The organism is Xanthomonas sp. NCPPB 2933 (assembly GCF_056725225.1).
Genome location: NZ_CM161518.1, coordinates 1,942,274 through 1,962,067 on the forward strand (window position 1 = coordinate 1,942,274; position 19,794 = coordinate 1,962,067).

Consider the following 19,794-nt stretch of genomic DNA (forward strand, 5'->3'; position numbering starts at 1 on the left):
GTGATTTCGCAGCGTCGACGATGGCTCGCCGATTGACTCCGGGCGTATCGATTCGGGCTGCTTGGCTGGTGCGGCAGACTCGCGTACGACGACAGGCCATTGCAGGTGACACGCCAAGGCGAGGCACCAGAATTTCCGGCTTTCCCAATAAAAACTGCCCTCAGGAGAGGGCAGTCAGAGAAATCAATTCAAGCTCGATTGCGATCCGGTCAACGCCCCAATTCGAACGTCACATCCAGGTTGATCGACAGCGTGCTCTCGCCAGGAGCGACCGGGGTGTCCATCTCGACCTTGGCCGAGCGCATCGAGGCGGCCATCATCATCGGGCGCACGCCGCCACCGCTGCGGCCTTCGGAGATGCTGACGATGCGGCGCACCTTCAGGCCGAGCGACTTGGCGTAGGTGTCGGCGCGGGCCTGGGCCTTCTTCAGTGCGGCCACGCGTGCTTCGTCGTAGACCGGCTCGGGCTGGTCGATCGAGAAGCTGGGGCCATTGATGTCGTTGGCGCCCTGGGCGACCAGGGCGTCGAGCACCTTGCCCAGGCGGGTGATGTCGCGGACCTTGAGGTTGACCGTGTTGCTGGCCTGGTAGCCGTTGATCTTGGGCGCTTCGTTTTCTTTGTAGGTGTACTGCGGGCTGAGATTGATGCCGCTGGTCTGCACATCCTTGTCGGCGATGCCGGCGGCCTTGACGGCGGCCAGCACCTTGTTCATCTGCTCGGCGTTCTGGCGCATGGCGGCGTTGCCGTCGGCAGCCTGGGTGACTACGCCGGCAGACAGCGTGGCGATGTCCGGCACGCGCTTGGCTTCCGCTTCGGCCGACACGTTGAGCAAGGTGCCGTCGTTGGGAATGGTGTAACTCGACGCAGGTTGAGCATGGGCGGTCATGGCGGTTCCGGCAGCGATCGAGAGGGCCAGCAACAACGGCTTGAAGGTGGTACGCATGAGATCTCCTTGTCTGTCTGCAGAGCGTGTTGTGAGTTCGATGAACATGTTGTGAGTCGAACGCGACCACTGTGTCCCATGCAAGCAAGCGGGCGAGCATGGGCAACAGGTATGCTGGAAGGATGCTTTATCTCGCCTCCCGGTCGCCGCGCCGACAAGAACTCCTGCAACGCCTGGATGTGCCGTTCCAGACCTTGCAACTGGACGTGCCCGAGCTGCGCGCGCCCGACGAATCGCCCGCGCACTACGTGCAACGCGTTGCGCTGGACAAGGCGCGCGCCGGGCTGGCGCAGGTGCAGGCCAGCGACCCCGATGCGATCGTGCTGGGCTCCGATACCGAGGTGGTGTTGGGCGAGCGGGTATTCGGCAAGCCGGTCGATGTGGCCGATGCGATCGCGATGTTGAGCTTGCTGTCAGGGCGCACCCACCAGGTACTCACAGCGGTGGTTCTAGTCTGCGCACAACGCGCCCCGGCGCAGGCGTTGGTGGTATCGGAGGTCACGTTCGACACGCTCGATGCTGCGCAGATCGCTGCCTATGCGGCCTGCGGCGAGCCGATGGGCAAGGCCGGTGCGTACGCGATCCAGGGACGCGCCGAACGTTTTATCAGCCATCTGTCCGGTAGCTATTCCGGCGTGATGGGATTGCCCTTATTTCACACCTCGCAGTTGCTCACAGCCTTCGGAGCGCATTGATGTCGGAAGAGATTTTGGTCAACGTCACCCCGCGCGAGACCCGCGTGGCGGTGATCGAGAACGGCATGCTGCAGGAACTGCATATCGAGCGCGGTTGGCGCCGTGGCGTGGTCGGCAATATCTACAAGGGCAAGGTGCAGCGGGTGATGCCCGGCATGCAGGCGGCGTTCGTGGAACTGGGCCTGGAGCGCGCCGCGTTCCTGCACGCCAACGACGTGATCCGCCCGGCGCCGGCACCGGCCAGCGTGGTCGATACCGAAGAAACCCCGATTCCGCCGCCGCCGGCGGCCTCGGTGCCGATCGTGGAGCTGCTGCGCGACGGCCAGGACATCGTGGTGCAGGTGGTCAAGGACCCGATCGGCACCAAGGGCGCGCGGCTGACCACCCAGATCAGCATTCCCTCGCGCTATCTGGTGCTGCTGCCGCAGTCCAAGATCGTCGGGGTGTCGGCGCGGATCGAAGACGAGGCCGAGCGGCTGCGCCTGAAGACCATCGTCAGCGAGGTCTCGGCCCAGCACGGCGGCTTCGGCTACATCATCCGCACCAATGCCGAAGGCCAGCCGGCCGAGGCGCTGGCCGAGGACATCGCCTATCTGTCGCGGGTCTGGAACGTGGTGGAGCGGCGCGGTCGCGAAGCGCCGCCGTGCAGCATCATCTATGAAGACCTGAGCCTGCCGCTGCGTGCGGTGCGCGACCTGATCCGCCGCGACGTGGAGAAGGTCAAGGTCGATTCCAACGAAACCTTCGTGCAGTTGCAGGCGTTCGTGGCCAAGTACATGCCGGTGCTGGCCGAGCGGCTGGAGCTGTACACCGGCGACCGGCCGATCTTCGACCTCTACGGGGTCGAGGACGAGATCGGGCGCGCGCTGAACAAGCAGGTGCCGCTCAAGTCCGGTGGCTATCTGGTGATCGACCAGACCGAGGCGATGACCACCATCGACGTCAACACCGGTTCGTTCGTCGGCCAGCGCAATCTCGAAGAAACCGTGTTCCGCACCAACCTGGAGGCCGCGCAGGCGGTGGCGCGGCAGCTGCGGCTGCGCAACCTGGGCGGGATCATCATCATCGACTTCATCGACATGGACGACGCCGAGCATCGCCGCCAGGTACTGCGCACGCTGGAAAAGGCGCTGGCACGCGATCACGCCAAGACCACCGTGTACGAATTCTCGCCGCTGGGGCTAGTTGAAATGACCCGCAAGCGCACCGTCGAAAGCCTGGAGCGGCAGCTGTCGGAAACCTGCGGCCAGTGCAGCGGGCGCGGCACCATCAAGACCGCCGAGACGGTGACCTACGAGATCTTCCGCGAGATCACCCGTGCGGTGCGCCAGTTCGACGCGGCGCGGCTGCTGGTGATTGCCTCGTCCAAAGTGGTGGCCCGCATCACCGACGAAGAATCGGCGGCCGTGGCCGAGCTGGAGGAGTTCCTGGGCAAGAGCATCCGCTTCCAGTCCGACGACCAGTATCTGCAGGAGCAGTTCGATGTGGTGTTGCTGTGAGTTCGGGATTGGGGCGTCGGGATTCGGGATTGGTCAAAGCCGGCTCTGGTAGCGTGGCTTGGTCCGATAATGGCGCTTGAAGGCACCGTGCGCTGCCTGCTTTGACGAATCCCCAATCTCCAATGCCCAATCTCCGCCCCTGATGCCCACCCCGCTGCGCCGCCGTCTGCGTCTGTTTCGCCGCTATGCGATCACCGCCACCGCACTCGTGCTGGTGGCGATCGCATTGTTGGTGGGTGCGGCCAGCCAGGCGTTGCCGCTTGCCGAGCAGCGGCCGCAGCAGATCGCCGCGTGGTTGAGTCAGCGCGCCGGCCAGCCCATTGCCTTCGATCGCCTGCAGACCGAGTGGACCCGACGCGGTCCGCTGTTGCGGCTGGATGGGTTGCGGATCGGTCCGCATGGCGAAGTGCGCGTGGGCCAGGCCGAAATCCTGCTGGCGATGTACGCCGGCCTGTTGCCCGGCCATTCGCTGACCGAAGTCCGCCTGCGTGGTCTGGCACTGACGCTGCAGCGTAGCGATGACGGCGTGTGGTCGGTGCAGGGCTTGCCGGCCGCGCGGCGTGCCGACCCCTTGGAAGCCTTGCGTCGCCTCGGCGAAATCCAGGTAGCCGAGGCGCGTTTGCATGTGACCGCACCTTCGATCGGGCTGGACACCACCTTGCCGCGCATCGACCTGCGTCTGCGTGTCAGCGGTTCGACGGTGAAAGTCGGCAGCCACGCCTGGATCGATGTGCAGCGCGCACCGTTGACCACCGTGCTGGAGTTTGATCGCAACAGCGGCGACGGCAGCGCTTACGCGCAGGCCGACCCCGCAGATCTGGCCGCGTGGGCCTCGTTGCTGCACGTCGGCGGCATGCGCGTGGATGGCGGCGGCGGACGGCTGCACGCGTGGGCACAACTGCGCGCGCGCCGCATCACCGGTGTCACCGTGGATGCCGATCTTCAACAGGTGCGCTTGTCCGGTGCCGCGTTGCCGGATGAAACCGCACGCCGCACGCTGGTGTGGGAGCGGCTGCAGGCACGCGCGCGCTGGCAGACCATCGAAGGCGGCTGGCGGTTGGATGCGCCGCTGCTGCGGCTGGGCCAGGCGGCCAAATTGCAGCAGTTGGATGGGCTGAGCATCGCTGGCGGGCGCCATTACGCGGTGGTCGGCAAACATGTGGATGTCTCCGGTCTGATCGCAGCGGCGGCCTTGAGCGACCACCTGTCGCCCACCTTGCGGCGCTGGTTGAGTTTGTCCAAACCGCAGTTGCGCGTGACCGACCTGCAGGTTGCAGGCGAGCAGGGCGGTGCACTGCGCGCGCAGGGCCGGATCGACGAATTGGCGTTTCTACCGGTGGGCAACGCGCCAGGCATCAGCGGTTTGCGCGGGCAGATCGATGGCGATGCGCAGGCGGTCGAGCTGGATACCGCGCCCGATGCCACGGTGCGTTTCGACTGGCCGACCGGCTTCGGGGTGGTGCATGAGATCCAGCTGGCCGGCAAGCTCGTCGGCTGGCGCGACGGCGCCGGTTGGCAGGTCGCCACGCCGGCCTTGCGGGTGCAGGCCAAGGACTACGGCGCCAATGTGCGCGGCGGGCTGTGGTTCCAGAACGATGGCAGCCGCCCGCGCATCCAGTTGGCCACGCAACTGGACGATGTCGCCTTGCCGGTGGCGCGCAAATTCTGGATCCGCTCGAAGATGAGCAAGCCCGCCATCGACTGGCTGGACAAGGCGGTGGCCGGCGGCGTGATCACCGGCGGCACCGGCCTGGTCAGTGGCGATCTGGACGACTGGCCGTTCGAAGGCAATGACGGGCGCTTCGAAGCGTTCGGCCATATTCGCGACGGCGTGATCCCCTTCAATCCCGAGTGGCCGGCGATGGAGCAGGTGCAGGCCGATCTGAGCTTCCTCGGTAACGGCTTCTCCCTGCAGGGAAGTGGCGAGCTGGCTGGCGCGCCGATCACCCGGCTTGAGGCCGGGATTCCCAATTTCGCCACCTCCGAACTCTACGTGCGCGCCTCCACCCAGGCCGACGCCACGCAGCTGCTGAGCATGCTGCGCAAAAGTCCGTTGGAGCGTCGCTACGGCGACACATTGCGCAATCTCACGGTGTCGGGCCCGGCAACGGTGAGCTTCGATCTGCTGCGCCCGTTACGCAGCAAGGGTGTGGGCGGGCATCTGCAGGGCACGGTGGCGCTGCAGGGCGCCAAGCTGGCCGACGCGCGCTGGAATCTGGTCTTCGACCAGGTCAGCGGCCAGGCCGACTACCGCGACACCGGCTTTGCCGCCGAGCGTTTGAGCGTGCAGCACCAGGGCCGCAGTGGCGAGTTGTCCTTGCGTGCCGGCGGCTTCGTGCAGGACCCGAAGCAGGCGTTCGAAGCGCGCTTTGCCGCCACCCTGGATGCCAAGGAATTGTTCGACCGGGCGCCGCAGATGGAATGGCTGCGCCCGTACGTGCACGGCAGCGCGCCCTGGCAGGTGGGCGTTGATGTGCCGCTGCCGCCGCCGGGCCAGACCGATGCGAAGGCGATGTTGAGCCTGCGCTCGGACCTGGTCGGCACCACCCTGGATCTGCCCGCGCCGCTGGACAAGGCGGCCACGCAGCCGTTGGACACCCAGGTCAAGGTGGCCTTGCCGGTCGGCGATGGCGATATCGATGTGGCGTTCGGCAAGCTGGTGGCGCTCAAGGCCAGCAGCCAGGGCAACCAGACCGGCGTGCGCGTGGTGATGGGCACCGACACGGTCAGCGAGCGCCCACCGGCCAACGGGTTGATCGTCACCGGCCGCACCGCCTCGCTGGATGCGATCGACTGGATCAGCCTGGCGCGCGGCAGCAGCGAGCCGGAGATGCCGCCGCTGCCGGGCCAGCCGGAGACCAAAAAAAGCACGGTGCCGCTGCAGCAGGTGGACGTGCAGGCAGACAGGCTGCTGATGATCGGCGGCGTGTTCCCGCAGACCCGGCTGCGGCTGCGGCCTACCCGCGACGCGGTGGCGGTGACACTGGACGGGCCGTCCCTGGCCGGCCAGCTCACGGTGCCCAATGCCGACGGTGCCGCCGTGCAGGGCAAGCTGCGCACCGTGCACTGGCAGCCGGTGGTGGCGGCTGCCGAACCGGCCGCGCCCGAGCCGGGCGACCCGCTGGCCGGCGCCTTGCCCGAGCCGGCGCGCCGCGCGGTGGCCGAGTTCGACCCGGTGTCGATTCCGCCGTTGTCGCTGGATATCGATGACTTGCAGGTCGGCAAGATGACCCTGGGCGCGGCCATTTTGCGCAGCAGCCGGCTCAGCGACGGCATGCAGGTGGATCAGCTGCAACTGCGCTCCAACGACCAGAGCATTGGTCTGACCGGCGCCTGGCGCGGCAAGGGCGAATCCGCCAGCACCCGGCTATCGGCGCGCGTGGACAGCCGCAATCTCGGCAATCTGCTGCAAAACCTCACCCTGGGCGGTCAGCTGCGCGGTGGCGAAGGCCAGCTTGAGCTCAACGCCGGCTGGCAGGGCTCGCCGACCGGCTTTGCGCTCGGTTCGCTGGACGGCGATCTCAAGATCGACGTACGCAACGGCCAATTGCTGGAAGTGGATCCCGGCGCCGGCCGTGTGCTCGGCCTGCTCAGCGTGGCGCAGTTGCCGCGCCGGCTGATGTTCGACTTCCGCGACTTCTTCTCCAAGGGGCTGGCGTTCAACAAGCTGGCCGGCGAGGTGCGCTTCGGCGATGGTTTTGCGCGCACCGACGCCATCCGCATCGAAGGCCCGGCCGCCGACATCGCAATCCGCGGGCTGACCGACCTGCGTGCGCAGACCTTCGACCAGACCGTGGACGTGAATCCCAAGGCCGGCAATCTGCTGGCCGTGGTCGGCGCCGTGGCCGGTGGCCCGGTCGGCGCGGCGGTGGGCGCGGCCGCCAATGCGGTGTTGAGCAAGCCGCTGGGCGCGATCGGTGCCAAGACCTATCACGTCACCGGGCCGTGGAAGGAGCCGCAGGTGGACGTGGTGGAACGCGAAGCGCGCGAGCGTGCGCCAAGCAAACCGAGTTCTTCAAGTGCGCCAGGTGCCAGTTCCAGCAAGCCTGGTGCAGCGCCGCGCTGAGGCGCCTAAGTATGCGGTGCCCAGCGGGTTAGTCGAATGCGCCTAGCCCGCCGAGCGCAATGCTTCCATTCAGTCCGCACACCGCACACCGTCGCGCTGAGGCGTTGAAGCGCCCGCCGGGCACATCGAATACACCTAGCGCTTCCAGCCAGCTCTGCACGTGGCGAGCCGCGCCCAGACGCTGACGTGCTCAGTCTGCTGGCGTCCCGTTATCCGCCTCGTCTTCGCTGGCAGCACGCGCGAACATCGGCAGGCGCAGCCGCGAACGGTGGCCCGGCGCCGGCGCTTGATCCGCGCCAGCCACGCCACGGAAATAGCCGTGCTGCCATTTCTCGCGTGCGGCGGCCGATTGCGCATCCGGCAATGCATCCAGAAACCGCGTGCGGCTGTGGGTCCAGTCCGCATGCTGCCGTGCCAGTTCCGGCGCCTCGGACAGCGGCTGCCACTGCGGTTGCACTTGCTCGATCAGCCGGCGTGGCAGCGGAAATAGATGGCAGAACGGCTCGCCGGCGTCGAAGCGCACCCGCCCGGGCCGGGTGAACTTCCAGTTCATGGTGAAGGTGTACGGGCTCCAGTCGGTTTCGACCATGCCGCTCAAGGCACCGATGCCGTCCTTGGGCCGGTTCAATGGCCCGGTGACGAACAGATCGATGCCTTCTTCGGTGCGGAACAGGCAGGGCACGTGGAAGGTCAGCACGCCGTAGCCGAAGTGGCTGATCGCCGGTGATGCGCTGCCGGCATCGGCAACGATCTGGATGGCGTCCAGGCCATCGCCGCCGTTCCAGCTGGCCGCGAAACCGGCCTGGCACAGCAGCTCCCAGCCATGCGCATTGGCGATCGCCAGCGGCAGGCAACGGTAGGCATAGCGCTGGTCGGTGGCGTCCATCCAGTCGCGCTCGTGCGGGGCGGGGCGGATGTCCAGTGTGTGGCCATCCAGGACATGGGCAGTGAGCTTCATGCGCGGGCGTCGGCAGGGCAGCGGGCCTGCGATGATAGCCGCGCCGCACGTTCAGCCGAACGACTTGTCTCCCCGGCGTGCGGGCCCCATCCTGATCGCATGACCGATAACGCTCTCACTCTGGCCGAAACCCGGCTGCTGCTTCCTTCCGGCCTGGACACCGGCCATCTCGACCGCACCTTCGGCGCCCTGTTGGGCCCGGGCATCGACTTCGGCGACCTGTATTTCCAGCATTCGCGACGCGAGAGCTGGAGCGTGGAAGACGGCATCGTCAAGGACGGTGCGCATTCCATCGAACAAGGCGTGGGCGTGCGTGCGATTTCCGGCGAAAAGACCGGCTTCGCCTACTCCGACGACATCCAGCGCGAGGCGCTGCTGGAAGCGGCGCAGTCGGCACGTGCGATCTCGCGCGACGGCGGTGCGCAATCCACTCGCACGCTGGTGCGCGGCAGTGGCCGTGCGCTGTACCCGGCCACCGACCCGATCGACGACATGGACAGCGCGACCAAGGTCGAGTTGTTGCGTCGCATCGACCAGTACGTGCGCGCGGCCGACCCGCGCGTCAAACAGGTGATGGTGAGCCTGTCCGGTGGCGTGGACACGGTACTGATCGCGCGCAGCGACGGCGTGCTGGCTGCCGATGTGCGCCCGCTGGTGCGCATGAACGTGCAGGTGATCGTCGAACACGGCGGGCGCCGCGAATCCGGCTATTCCGGCGGCGGCGGGCGTTACGGCTATGCCGAGCTGTTCGCCGACGGCCGCCCGGAAGGCTTTGCGCGCGAAGCGCTGCGCCAGGCCCTGGTCAATCTGGATGCGATTCCGGCACCGGCCGGCGTGATGCAGGTGGTGCTCGGCCCGGGCTGGCCCGGCGTGCTGCTGCACGAGGCAGTCGGCCACGGCCTGGAAGGCGACTTCAACCGCAAGGGCACCAGCGTCTACGCCGGCCGCATCGGCGAGCGCGTGGCCTCGCCGGGTGTGACCATCGTCGACGACGGCACCCTCGACGGGCGTCGCGGCTCGCTCAACATCGATGACGAAGGCACGCCCACCCAGTGCACCACGCTGATCGAAGACGGCGTGCTGGTCGGCTACATGCAGGACACCCATAACGCGCGCCTGATGGGCGTGGCGCCGACCGGCAACGGCCGCCGCGAGTCGTTTGCGCACCTGACCATGCCGCGCATGACCAACACCTACATGCGCGCCGGGCAGCACGATCCGCAGGAGATGATCCGCTCGGTCAAGAAGGGCATCTATGCGGTCAACTTCGGCGGCGGCCAGGTCGACATCACCAGCGGCAAGTACGTGTTCTCGGCCACCGAGGCCTACCTGATCGAAGACGGCAAGGTCACCGCGTCGGTGAAGGGCGCCACGCTGATCGGCAACGGACCGGAGACCATGCAGAAGGTGCGCATGATCGGCAATGACCTGGCGCTGGACGAAGGCGTGGGCGTGTGCGGCAAGGACGGGCAGAGCGTGCCGGTCGGCGTCGGCCAGCCCTCGCTGCTGATCGACGGCATCACCGTTGGCGGAACGCAGGCCTGAGATGCGGGGATTCGGGAATGGGGATTCGGGAATCGCAACAGCGGGGGCGGCGGGGCGTGATGCGTCCCGCCTGGGTCGTTCCTTAGTCCTCGGTCCACGTTTCTTCGCTGTCGGCGTCGTCGCTCTCGTCGAGATCGATGTTGTTGCCGGCATCCACTTCTTCGCCCGCCTGCGTGGACAACTCGCGCAGCACCTGGAACAGCTCGCGGTAGGCGCGCGGCGGCTTGTTCTTGGCCCGCTCGCTGATGGCGTTGCGCACCAGCTGACGCAGTTGCTGGCGGTCGGCAGCCGGGTAGGCTTCCAGCAATTCGGCCAGCGCCACATCGCTCTCGGCCAGCAGCCGCTCGCGCCAACGCTCGACGCGGTGGATCGCAGCCACTTCGCGGCGCGCGGTGTCGCTGTTGGCATCCAGCGCATCGCGCAGCGCGTTCAGCGTGGTGTCGTCCTCGCGGCGCATGTGCTTGGCCAGAAACGCCAGCTGCCGCTTGTGCGCGATATGCGAGGTGATGCGCTTGCTCTCTTCGATATGCGGAATCAGCGATTCGGGCACCGGCAACTTGGCCAGCTGCGCCGGGGTGAGCGCCACCAGCTTTTCGCCCAGGTCGAAAATTTCCAGCGCCTCGCGCCGTTGCTGGCTGCGGCTGGCGCCGCGAAATTCACCGGTATCTTCGTCGCGTCCGCGCATTGCCACTACATCCCGAAACTTGGTTGATAAAAACTCCGGCCTTGAACGGCCGGGCGCCGGCGGAACACTCCGCACTGAATTCAGACACTCCGGCCAACGATGGCCGAGCTTTTGCGGAAGGATCCGCGTTCCTAAGGATAAAGCATTGAACGCACTCTCCTCCGAAACACGTGTCCACGACGACAGCCTGCAGCGTCTTGACGCGCTCACCGACATCTCGCAGCGCCTGATCGAGCGCGCCCGTGCCGCCGGCGCCACCCAGGCCGAAGTGAGCTGCAGCGAAGAGCGCGGGCTGGACGTCAATGTGCGGCTGGGTGACGTGGAAACGGTGGAATCCACCCGCGACCGCGGTATCGCGGTCACCGTCTACTTCGGCAAGCGCAAGGGCAGCGCCAGCACCGCCGACCTGCAGGATTCCAGCCTGGAATCCACCGTCGCCCAGGCCTGCGCGATCGCCCGCTACACCGAGGACGACGTGGCCGCCGGCCTGGCCGATCCGGAACTGATGGCGCGCGAGTTCCCCGAACTGGACAGCTGGCACCCGTGGGCGCTGGACGCCGACACCGCGGTGGATCTGGCGCTGGCCTGCGAAACCGCCGGGCGCGATGCCGATGCGAGGATCAGCAATTCCGATGGCGCCTCGGCCAGCACCGGGCTCAGCCTGTCGGTGTATGCCAACTCGCATGGCTTCATCGGCCGCGAGCGCGGCACCCACCATTCGATCAGCTGCGCGCTGATCGCCGGGCAGGGCGACGGTATGCAGCGCGATGGCTGGTACAGCAGCGCGCTGGCGCGCGAAGACCTGGAAGCGCCCGAGGCGATCGGCCGCCATGCTGCCGAGCGCACCCTGGCGCGGCTGCAACCGCGTTCGCTCCCCACCGGGCAGCTGCCGGTGCTGTTTGCGCCGGAAGTGGCGCGCTCGCTGGTCGGCCATCTGCTCGGCGCGGTCTCCGGTGGCGCGCTGTATCGGCGTGCCAGCTTCCTGCTCGACAGTGTCGGTACCAAGCTGTTTCCGGACTGGTTCAACATCGAAGAACTGCCGCATCTGCGCCGCGGGCTGCGCTCGGCCGCCTTCGATGGCGAGGGCGTGGCGACGCGGCGTTCGGCGCTGATCACCGATGGCGTGCTGCAGCGCTATGTACTCGGCAGCTATTCGGCACGCAAGCTGGGCCTGCAGACCACCGCCAACGCCGGCGGCGTGCACAACTTGCAGGTCACTGCGAATGCGGGCGATCTGGCCTCGATGATGTCCGGCATGTCGCGCGGTCTGCTGGTCACCGAACTGATGGGCAACGGGGTCAATCCAGTGACCGGCGATTACTCGCGCGGCGCCGGTGGTTTCTGGATCGAGAACGGCGTGATCGCCTATCCGGTCGATGGCCTGACCATCGCCGGCAACCTGCGCGAGATGTTCGCCGGCATCGAGGCGGTAGGCAACGATGTGGATCCGCGTTCGCACGTCAAGATCGGTGCGGTGCTGCTCAACCGCATGACAGTGGCAGGCGACAGCTGAGCGCGCCGGTCGCGACGACTGTGCTCACCGCTCCCGGCCACTGCCGCGGAGCATCGCGAACGAGACCATGTCTTCCCGCACTGGTGGCTGGCTGACGGGTTGCTATAGTCCGCCGCACCACAACCATGCATGGGGAGACATGATGAGCGACTTCGAGTCACACGCTGCACCGCCGCCACCGCCGATCGGCACCAGCTCGCCGTCGGAGGAGCGCACCTTGGCGCTTGCCGCGCATCTGCTCGGCATCCTGACGTCCTTCATCGGCGCGCTGGTGATCTGGCTGATCAGTAAGGACGCCAGCCCGTCCAAGCCGTTTGCCACCGACCAGGCCAAGGAAGCGTTGAACTTCCAGATCACCGTGATCATCGCCTATGTGGCTGCGGTGATCCTGACCATCGTGTCGTTCGGCATTCTGTTCTTTGTGCCGACGCTGGTGTGGATCGCCAATCTGGTGCTGTGCATCCTGGCCGCGGTCAAGGCCAACAACGGCGAGCACTACCGCTATCCGTTCACGCTGCGCCTGATCAAGTAACCGGTCGCGATGCGAAAGACAAAGGCCCGGCATCGCTGCCGGGCCTTTGGCGTTTCAGACGACTGCTGGATCAGTTCTGCGCCGGGGTGTTCTCGGCGAAGTACTCGTGGCTGTCGGCGTTGGTGATCGCCTGGGCCGGGTTGCTGATCGCCAGGCTACGCGCGCCGGACTGGCCGTAAACGCGGTCCTGCGTGCCGGCCACCACGGTGAAGTGGCTGGTCTCGTGCACCAGCGTGCCGGCCTTGGAGTCGGTGCCGGTTGTCGACGCACTCCAGAACGCGTTGCACACATGGATCTCGTACGGCTGGTTCGGATAGACGTAGGCGAAAGCGTCTGCCAGATCCGCTTCGCAGCTGCAGTTGATCGTCAGCTGGCCGTTGTTCTGGTCCAGCGCGTTGTCGATGTTGACGAAGTTCGAGCTGACCCGGCTGTAGCGCGATGCATTGTAGGCGCCGAACCAGGTGGTGTAACGCGCGCCGGTGCTGCCGCCGTTGAGGTAGGTGCGCGCGTTCTGCGAGTAGTTGCGCGCGGCAGTGACGGCACTGGCGGCCTGGTTGGTGCGGGTGGTGCTGCAGTTGAGGTAGTTGATGCCGTTGACCACGGCGGTCGGGCCGACTGCGAGCTGGCGCTGCACGCCACGCCGTGCGCCGTCCAGCCAGACGGTGAGCGGGGTGCTGGTGGCCACGGCCGGCTCGCCGTTGGCCGCTTTCATCAGGCTGCCGTCGGACAGTGAGGCGTATTGCAGCGACGAGCGGACCTGGATGGTGTAGTTGCCGCTGGTGGACAGATCGTAGGCGCCCGCCAGATCGACCTCGCCCTGCACGCTCTGGCCGGGCTTGAGGATGGTGAAGTCGGCCGCCTTGGGCAGGCCGCGCTTGACCAGGCGCCCGGTGTAGTTCACTGGCGTACCATCGCGGCTGACGTCCAGAATGCCGTTATCCAGTGACTTCAGCGGCAGCTGGTAGGTCGGGACGCGCGCGATCTGGCTGCCGTTGTTGGTAACGGTGACGGCGATCTTGCCTTGGTGCCGCCCAGCCTGATCGGCGACCGGCGCCAGTTCGATGGTCAACGGAACCGGGCCGCGCACGGACTGCGCCTGCGCCGATCCGAGCACGCCGACAACGGCCAACGTGCCTGCTGCAAACGATGCGAGAAAAACATTCTTCACCAGCAACTCTCCATGTGATCGGGGGATGTCCGCTGAACGCGGGCAGACCAACCTAGGCAGGGCGAGCGGGCACGACAAGACAATCGATTAGTGCTGTTTTTGGCCTGCTGATGGCGCTGGAATGGCAAATATGGACAGCGATGGCGACAATTTGGCTCAAAGTTGTGCGTCCATCCACATTTTTAACGCGTACCGCATAAATTCCCTTGTGAAAATCTATGAAAAGAGAATTTACGTTTTGTGACGCAGAACCCCGGTTAGTCGAGGGCGCTCCACGCCTCCACCGTGCGCTGGCGCACGGTGTGCGCAGAAGGCGGCTCAATCGTGGGATAGATGCATGCATCGCTGCCGCTGGGGAGCGACCACGCAGCGACGTCCGCGTTTGATTGGGTGGGCCGGTTGTATAGCTGGGTGGTCGTTCTGAGCGTCGCGCTAGTGCGCGCGGTCCACCGCAAACCGGCCCAGTGTCGCCAGCGTTTCGCCGGGCTGGCCGTAGGGCTGCAGGATGTCGTGCATGCGCGTGGCCAGCTCTGCCAATTTGGCCTTGGCGCCGTCCATCCCGAGCAGGGCGGGATAGGTGGATTTGGATTGCGCAGCGTCCTTGCCGGCGGTCTTGCCCAGCTGCGCCGAGCTCGATTCCACATCCAGGATGTCGTCGCGCACCTGGAACGCCAGGCCCAGCGCATCGGCAAAGGCGTCCAGGCGCTGCTGGTCGGCAGGCGCGGCGCCACCGGTCAACGCGCCCATGCGCACCGCCGCGCGGATCAGCGCGCCGGTCTTGAGTGCGTGCATGCGTTCCAGGTCGCTTAGCGATTGCAGTTGGCCGGTGGCATCGATATCCAGTGCCTGGCCTCCGCACATGCCGGCAGCGCCTGCAGCGCTGGCCAGGCTCTGCAGCCAGCCGACCCGCAGGTCGGCACTCACCGATGCCGCAGCCAATAGTTCGAACGCGCGCGTCTGCAGCGCATCGCCGGCCAGAATCGCCGTGGCCTCATCGAAGGCGATATGTACGGTGGGCTGGCCGCGGCGCAGCGCGTCGTCGTCCATTGCGGGTAGATCGTCGTGCACCAGCGAATAGGCATGGATCAGCTCCACCGCCACGGCAGGGGTGTCCAGGCTGTCTTCGTCGGCGCCGAACAGCGCGCCGGTCGCATACACCAGCAACGGACGCATGCGCTTGCCGCCGCCCAGTACCGCATGCCGCATGGCGGCGTGAAGGCGTTGCGGGGCAAGCGCTTGGCTTGGCAGGCACGCCTCCAGACTGCGTTCGGTGCGGGCGATCCAATGATCGAACAACGCCGAACTCACCTCAGCCGCCGTCCGGCGACGGCGGTTCGAAGGTTTCGGCCAGATCGGGGCGGGCGGGGTCGGTCAGCATGCGGACGCGCAGTTCGGCGTGTTCCAGTGCCTGCTGGCAATCGCGGTACAAGCCGATGCCGCGCTCATAGGCCATGAGCGATTGCTCCAGGCTCTGATCGCCGACTTCCATCTTCTGCACCAGTTGCTCGAGTTCTTCCAGCGACTGTTCGAAGCGGGCAACCGGGGATGTTTCGTTCAAGGACTTCTTGGCCATCGGTAAAGTGTGCGGCGCGCGCGCAGGCGGGTCAATTCGCAGCTGTGTTGCTGTGCCATCGCAACGCTGCGTTATTGGCCTGCAGCCAGTCGTTCAATGCGGCCGAGATGATGCGATCGCCGGCTGCGAGTACCTGGTCGCCGTCCCACAGGATCGGCAGGCGTTCGCGTTCCCAGGGTGGTAGATCCAGTTCTTGCAGCAGGTGCTTGAGGCGATGCGAGTGCGCACGTTGCGGCAACACGATGCGCTCGCCACCGTGGCGTGCGCGCACCAGCAGCGGTTGCGCGAAGCGCAGGCCGGGTGTGCCGTGTAACTGCAACTGCGCGCCATCGGGCAGCTGCAGCGCCGCCTGGCCATCCCAGTGCGTCTGCCACTGCGGCGGGCATGCGGTGTGTGGGCGAAGTAAATACAGACACTGGCGCCAGCGACGCACTTCGACCTGTTGCCAGGCAAAGCGCGCTTGCCGGTCCGGTGCGTGGTTGTCGATTTCCTGTTCCAGCGCGGTGATGCCATGTGCGGGCAGCGGCGGGGCGTGTGCCGCACTCACCCAGGCGCGTAGCAGGCGCGGCCGACGTGTCGCCGGCTGCGCACGCAACCGCTGCAGATCCAGCGCGCCGGTTGCGGTCAGCATGCCGGACAGCAGCGCGATGTCCTCTTGCAGCAGCAACGCGCTGGCATCGGCGCTCAGGTGCGCACTGCGCGCCAACGCCTCGGCGGCCTGTGGCCAGCGTTGCTGCAGCAGAGGCATGAGCTGGGTGCGCAGGAAGTTGCGGTCGTACCGTGTGTCGGCATTGCTGGGGTCTTCGATCCATTCCAGCCCATGTGCCTGCGCATAGGCCAGCAAGTCGGTGCGTGCATGGTGCAGCAGTGGACGCCACAGCGTGCCGCCTGCGAATGGACGCTGCGCGCGCATGGCAGCCAAGCCGTCCGGGCCGGAAGCGCGCAGGGCGCGCAGCAGGAAGGTTTCGGCCTGGTCGTCACGATGGTGCGCCAGCGTTAGCCATTCGCCGGGCGTAAGTGTTTCGGCAAACGCGGCGTGGCGCGCATGGCGTGCGTCCGCTTCCAGACCCAGGCCGCTGTCGCGCTCGACCTGGACGCGCGCGATCTGCAAGGGAATCTGCAATGCATCGCATTGGCGCTGGCAATGCGCAGCCCATGCATCGGCGTCGGCGTGCAAGCCGTGATGCACGTGCACCGCGCGCAAGCCGATGTCGCGATAGCGCGGCGCGGCTGCCAGCAGCTGCAGCAACACGCTCGAATCCATGCCGCCGCTGTAGGCGACAAGGACCGGGCCCGGCGGCGTCGCAGGCAGTGCCAGGGCAGTCATCTGTGCATGCCGATCAAGACAGCGCTGCGGCACGGTGCTACCGGTAGCGGATTGCCACCGCCTGCCAATCGCAACGGCGCAGCGCTGCACATCAACGCTTGGTCGCAGTCTCGAACGCCGCCGATGCCGGCAACTCCACCGGCACGCCGGCGCTGTCGCAGGTGCCGGCCTTGCACAGGCGCTCGCGCAGGCGCGGGGTGGCCTGCACGATGACGTGGTAGATCACGTTCTCTTCCAGCGTGCCGCGGAACGCCGCGCTGCCCGGGCCGGTGGCCCAGATGCCGACGTCTTCGCCACCATGGCTTTCGGACTTGGTCGGCACCAGCGATTCCTGCATGTAGCTGGGGGCTTCGGTGTCGACGTGGGTCAGATCCGGGCGTCCGGAAGCCGGCTCGCTGCTGCTGGGTTCGTGCGGATACTTCTTCGGTCCGGCCGGTTGCGCGTTGCTGGCGCCGGTGTGGCCGGGGCCGTTGGCGTAGCTCAGTGTGGTGTAGGGCTGGCCGGCCAGGTCGGTGGCCAGCTGGGTGCGGTCGCCTTCTTCGCCGCCGGTGCCGCGCACCTTGCCCAGGATCGGATTGCCGCGCACCGGGTAGCCGACGAAGTTGAGCGTATGCGAGTGGTCGGCGGTGACGATGATCAGCGTGTCCGGCGGTGCGGTCTGCACGGCGGTGCGCACTGCATCGGACAGCGACACGGTTTCGTCGAGCGCGCGGTAGGCATTGCCGGCATGGTTGGCATGATCGATGCGGCCGCCTTCGACCATCAGCACAAAGCCGTTCGGGTCGCGCGACAGCGACTGGATCGCGGTGCGGGTCATCTCGGTCAGGCTCGGCTCGCCCTGCGGTGTGCGATTGCGGTCGTGATCGAACTGCATGTGATCCGGTTCGAACAGGCCCAGCAGCGCGGGCGCGCCGGCCGCCGCCTTCAATTGCTGCTCGTTCCAGACATAGGCGCCCTGCGGGTGTGCCTGCTTCCATTCGGCGACCAGATCGCGGCCGTCCAGGCGCAGGCCCACCTTGTCGTCGTATTCCGGATCGCGCTCCTGCACGGTCTGGAACTGGCTGCGTCCGCCGCCCAGCACCACTTGCGGGCCGCGTCCGAAGCGCGCGGTGGACAGCAGTTGCTGAGCGATGTCCTGGCAGCCGGCAGTGCGTGCGGATTCGGGCAGGTCGGCGTCGTTTTCCCAGTTGCGGTCCGGCGAATGCGCGTAGGTGGCCGCCGGGGTGGCGTGGGTCAGCCGGGTGGTGGTGACGATGCCGGTCGCCATGTCGGCGCTGTCGGCCAGTTGCAGCCAGCTCAGCAAGCCCTTGCCCAGGCTGTCGGCGCAGTCGTTGCGGTTGCCACTGCTGACGCCGATCGAGCCCATATGCGTTTTCACGCCAGTGGTGATCGCGGTCATGGTGCCGGCCGAATCGGGCGTCTGCGAATCGGTGTTGTAGGTCTTGCTGAAGGCGGTGGCCGGGAATTGTTCCCACGACAGCAGGTTCTCTTCACCGGGCCCGCCCTTGCGCTGGCCATCCAGAATGCGCGCGGCGGCCACCGTGGTCAGGCTCATGCCATCGCCCAGGAACAGGATCACGTTGCGCGCACGCCCGGCCATGGCGCCATTGCCGGCTGCGCGCGCGGCGCCCGAGCGGTACCACCATTGCGGCGTCTCGCCGGCGGGATGCGTCACCTGCGGCACCTCCACGCGCACGGCGGCAGGCGCGGACGCACTGGTGCCGGTGGTGGAAGCGCAGGCGGCGACACACAAGGTGGTCAGGGCGGCGAGGGCAGGCAGGCGGTAACGCATCGGCATCGAACTCGTGACTGAATCAGCGCGCATTATGCCGGGATGCCTGGTGTCACACAGATGACACACCGCTGTTCCAGTCGTGGTCTCGCGGCCAGCGCGGGCCTGAGCTATCGTGCATGCACTCTCCCCCCGGATGATTCGACGCATGACATTGGTCTCGGCCTGGTTGCGCATTCCGTTCTGGCAACGCGTGGTGGCCGGCTTCGTGCTGGGTGCGATCGCCGGAGCGGCCATGGGCCCTGCAGCCGATGTGTGGTTCGGCCCACTCGGCGATCTGTACGTCACCCTGATCAAGATGATCGCGATCCCGCTGGTGTTCTTCGCGGTGATCAATGCGATCTCGTCGCTGCACGGGCAAAAATCCGTCGCCGCACTTGGCGGGCGTACCTTTCTGTGGTTTGTCATCACCGCCGCGCTGGCGGTGGGCGTGGGCCTGGCAGTGGGCACGCTCATGCAACCCGGCGCCGGCCATTTCAGTTTGAGCGTGGATTCGGCCTGGAAGCCGCGCGATGTGCCCAGCCCGATCAAGGTGCTGCTGGATGTGGTGCCCTCCAACCCGTTCTACGCGTTGACCGGCATCGGCACCAAGACCAATGCGGCCGGCGAGACGGTCTTGGCGGCCGGGCGTGGTTCGATCCTGCCGGTGATCTTCTTCGCCGCGCTGCTGGGCTTTGCGATGGTCAAGCTCGGCGAGCGGGTGGCCGAGGCGCGCAAGCTCACCGCGCAACTGAGCGACATCATGATCCAGGTCACCCGCTTCGTGCTGGAGATGACCCCGCTCGGCACTTTCGGCCTGATCGCCAGTCTGGTGGGTAGCTACGGCTTTGCAAAGCTGTTGCCGTTCGGCAATTTCGTGCTGGCGCTGTATGTGGCCTGCGCGATCCACATCGTGGTGGTCTACAGCAGCTTGTTGCTGTTGCATGGATTGAATCCTTGGAAGTTCTTCCGTGGTGCGGCGCCGGGCATGCAGGTGGCATTCGTCAGTTCATCGAGTTTTGCCGCGATGCCAGTGGCGATGCGCTCGATCACGCATAACCTGGGCGTCAGCAAGGATTACGCTGCGTTCGCGGTGCCGCTGGGTGCCAGCATCAAGATGGATGGCTGCGGCGCGATTTTTCCGGCCTTGTGCGCGGTGTTCATTGCGCAATACACCGGCGTGCCACTGACCGCCAATCAGTATTTCGTGGTGTTGATCGCTTCGGTACTCGGCAGCTTCGGCACGGCCGGCGTGCCGGGCACTGCGGTGATCATGGCCACGGTGGTGCTCAGTGCGGCCAACCTGCCGCTGGAAGTGATCGGCTATCTGTATGCGATCGACCGCATCCTCGACATGATGCGCACCATGACCAACGTGACCGGGCAGATGCTGGTACCGGTGCTGGTGGCCAAGGAAACCGGTCTGCTCGACAGGGCGGTCTACGAGTCGGCATCGACCAATGTGGGGCTGGAAGATCCGCTGACCGATCGCGCCAGCTCGCAGCGCTGACCGCGACC

At 66.6% G+C, this 19,794-nt stretch carries 15 protein-coding genes; 7 read left to right on the top strand and 8 right to left on the bottom strand.

Features of this window, described 5'->3' with window-relative positions:
* Positions 1-209 precede the first annotated feature (209 nt).
* On the bottom strand, positions 210-944 hold the full coding sequence (locus AC1PLU_RS07795) for an SIMPL domain-containing protein (RefSeq protein WP_006449949.1): 735 nt from the start codon (positions 942-944) through the stop codon (positions 210-212).
* A gap of 122 nt (positions 945-1,066) precedes the next feature.
* Here AC1PLU_RS07795 and AC1PLU_RS07800 point away from each other — a divergent pair, with 122 nt between their 5' ends.
* The 3 genes from AC1PLU_RS07800 to AC1PLU_RS07810 all read left to right on the top strand — a co-directional run bounded on the left by AC1PLU_RS07800 (position 1,067) and on the right by AC1PLU_RS07810 (position 7,204).
* Positions 1,067-1,639 (top strand): Maf-like protein, encoded by a 573-nt coding sequence (locus tag AC1PLU_RS07800; protein ID WP_006449950.1) that lies wholly within the window; start codon positions 1,067-1,069, stop codon positions 1,637-1,639.
* Complete coding sequence (rng, locus tag AC1PLU_RS07805; RefSeq protein WP_006449951.1) at positions 1,639-3,138, top strand: ribonuclease G; 1,500 nt, start codon at positions 1,639-1,641, stop codon at positions 3,136-3,138. Before AC1PLU_RS07800 ends, rng begins: the two co-directional genes overlap by 1 nt.
* Positions 3,139-3,280: 142 nt before the next feature.
* Positions 3,281-7,204 (top strand): YhdP family protein, encoded by a 3,924-nt coding sequence (locus tag AC1PLU_RS07810; RefSeq protein ID WP_481108130.1) that lies wholly within the window; start codon positions 3,281-3,283, stop codon positions 7,202-7,204.
* Between the two features lie 190 nt (positions 7,205-7,394).
* Here the strand turns inward: AC1PLU_RS07810 and AC1PLU_RS07815 are convergent, their stop codons facing one another.
* Positions 7,395-8,162, bottom strand: coding sequence for a DUF6065 family protein (locus tag AC1PLU_RS07815; protein ID WP_481108131.1), 768 nt, complete (start codon positions 8,160-8,162; stop codon positions 7,395-7,397).
* A 99-nt stretch (positions 8,163-8,261) separates the two neighbouring features.
* On the opposite strand from AC1PLU_RS07815, the gene tldD reads away from it, so the two are divergent.
* Positions 8,262-9,707: a metalloprotease TldD gene (gene tldD, locus AC1PLU_RS07820; RefSeq protein WP_481108132.1), complete on the top strand. Its 1,446-nt coding sequence runs from the start codon at positions 8,262-8,264 to the stop codon at positions 9,705-9,707.
* An 82-nt stretch (positions 9,708-9,789) separates the two neighbouring features.
* Here the strand turns inward: tldD and yjgA are convergent, their stop codons facing one another.
* A complete protein-coding gene (gene yjgA, locus AC1PLU_RS07825; RefSeq protein ID WP_481108133.1) occupies positions 9,790-10,392 on the bottom strand; it encodes a ribosome biogenesis factor YjgA in 603 nt (200 codons plus the stop codon).
* Positions 10,393-10,537: 145 nt separating this feature from the next.
* On the opposite strand from yjgA, the gene pmbA reads away from it, so the two are divergent.
* A complete protein-coding gene (pmbA, locus tag AC1PLU_RS07830; protein WP_481108134.1) occupies positions 10,538-11,905 on the top strand; it encodes a metalloprotease PmbA in 1,368 nt (455 codons plus the stop codon).
* 67 nt (positions 11,906-11,972) lie between these two features.
* Positions 11,973-12,437 carry a DUF4870 domain-containing protein gene (locus tag AC1PLU_RS07835; protein WP_170118405.1) on the top strand — a complete coding sequence of 155 codons (465 nt, stop codon included), beginning with the start codon at positions 11,973-11,975 and terminating at the stop codon, positions 12,435-12,437.
* Between the two features lie 70 nt (positions 12,438-12,507).
* Here AC1PLU_RS07835 and AC1PLU_RS07840 read toward each other — a convergent pair whose 3' ends face one another.
* From AC1PLU_RS07840 to AC1PLU_RS07860, 5 genes are all read right to left on the bottom strand, one after another.
* The gene (locus AC1PLU_RS07840) at positions 12,508-13,605 is read right to left on the bottom strand and encodes a M35 family metalloendopeptidase (RefSeq protein ID WP_255085555.1); all 1,098 of its coding nucleotides are present in this window, start codon (positions 13,603-13,605) and stop codon (positions 12,508-12,510) included.
* A 432-nt stretch (positions 13,606-14,037) separates the two neighbouring features.
* Entirely contained in the window at positions 14,038-14,913 is an 876-nt protein-coding gene (locus tag AC1PLU_RS07845; protein ID WP_481108135.1) for a polyprenyl synthetase family protein, read from the bottom strand.
* Between the two features lies 1 nt (position 14,914).
* Entirely contained in the window at positions 14,915-15,178 is a 264-nt protein-coding gene (locus tag AC1PLU_RS07850) for an exodeoxyribonuclease VII small subunit (RefSeq protein ID WP_481108136.1), read from the bottom strand.
* Positions 15,179-15,209: 31 nt separating this feature from the next.
* Positions 15,210-16,505: a tRNA lysidine(34) synthetase TilS gene (gene tilS / locus AC1PLU_RS07855; RefSeq protein WP_481108137.1), complete on the bottom strand. Its 1,296-nt coding sequence runs from the start codon at positions 16,503-16,505 to the stop codon at positions 15,210-15,212.
* Positions 16,506-16,596: 91 nt separating this feature from the next.
* Complete coding sequence (locus AC1PLU_RS07860) at positions 16,597-18,303, bottom strand: alkaline phosphatase (protein ID WP_481108138.1); 1,707 nt, start codon at positions 18,301-18,303, stop codon at positions 16,597-16,599.
* Positions 18,304-18,445: 142 nt separating this feature from the next.
* Between AC1PLU_RS07860 and AC1PLU_RS07865 the strand changes: the two genes are divergently transcribed.
* A complete protein-coding gene (locus tag AC1PLU_RS07865; protein ID WP_481108139.1) occupies positions 18,446-19,786 on the top strand; it encodes a dicarboxylate/amino acid:cation symporter in 1,341 nt (446 codons plus the stop codon).
* The last annotated feature ends 8 nt before the right edge of the window (positions 19,787-19,794 follow it).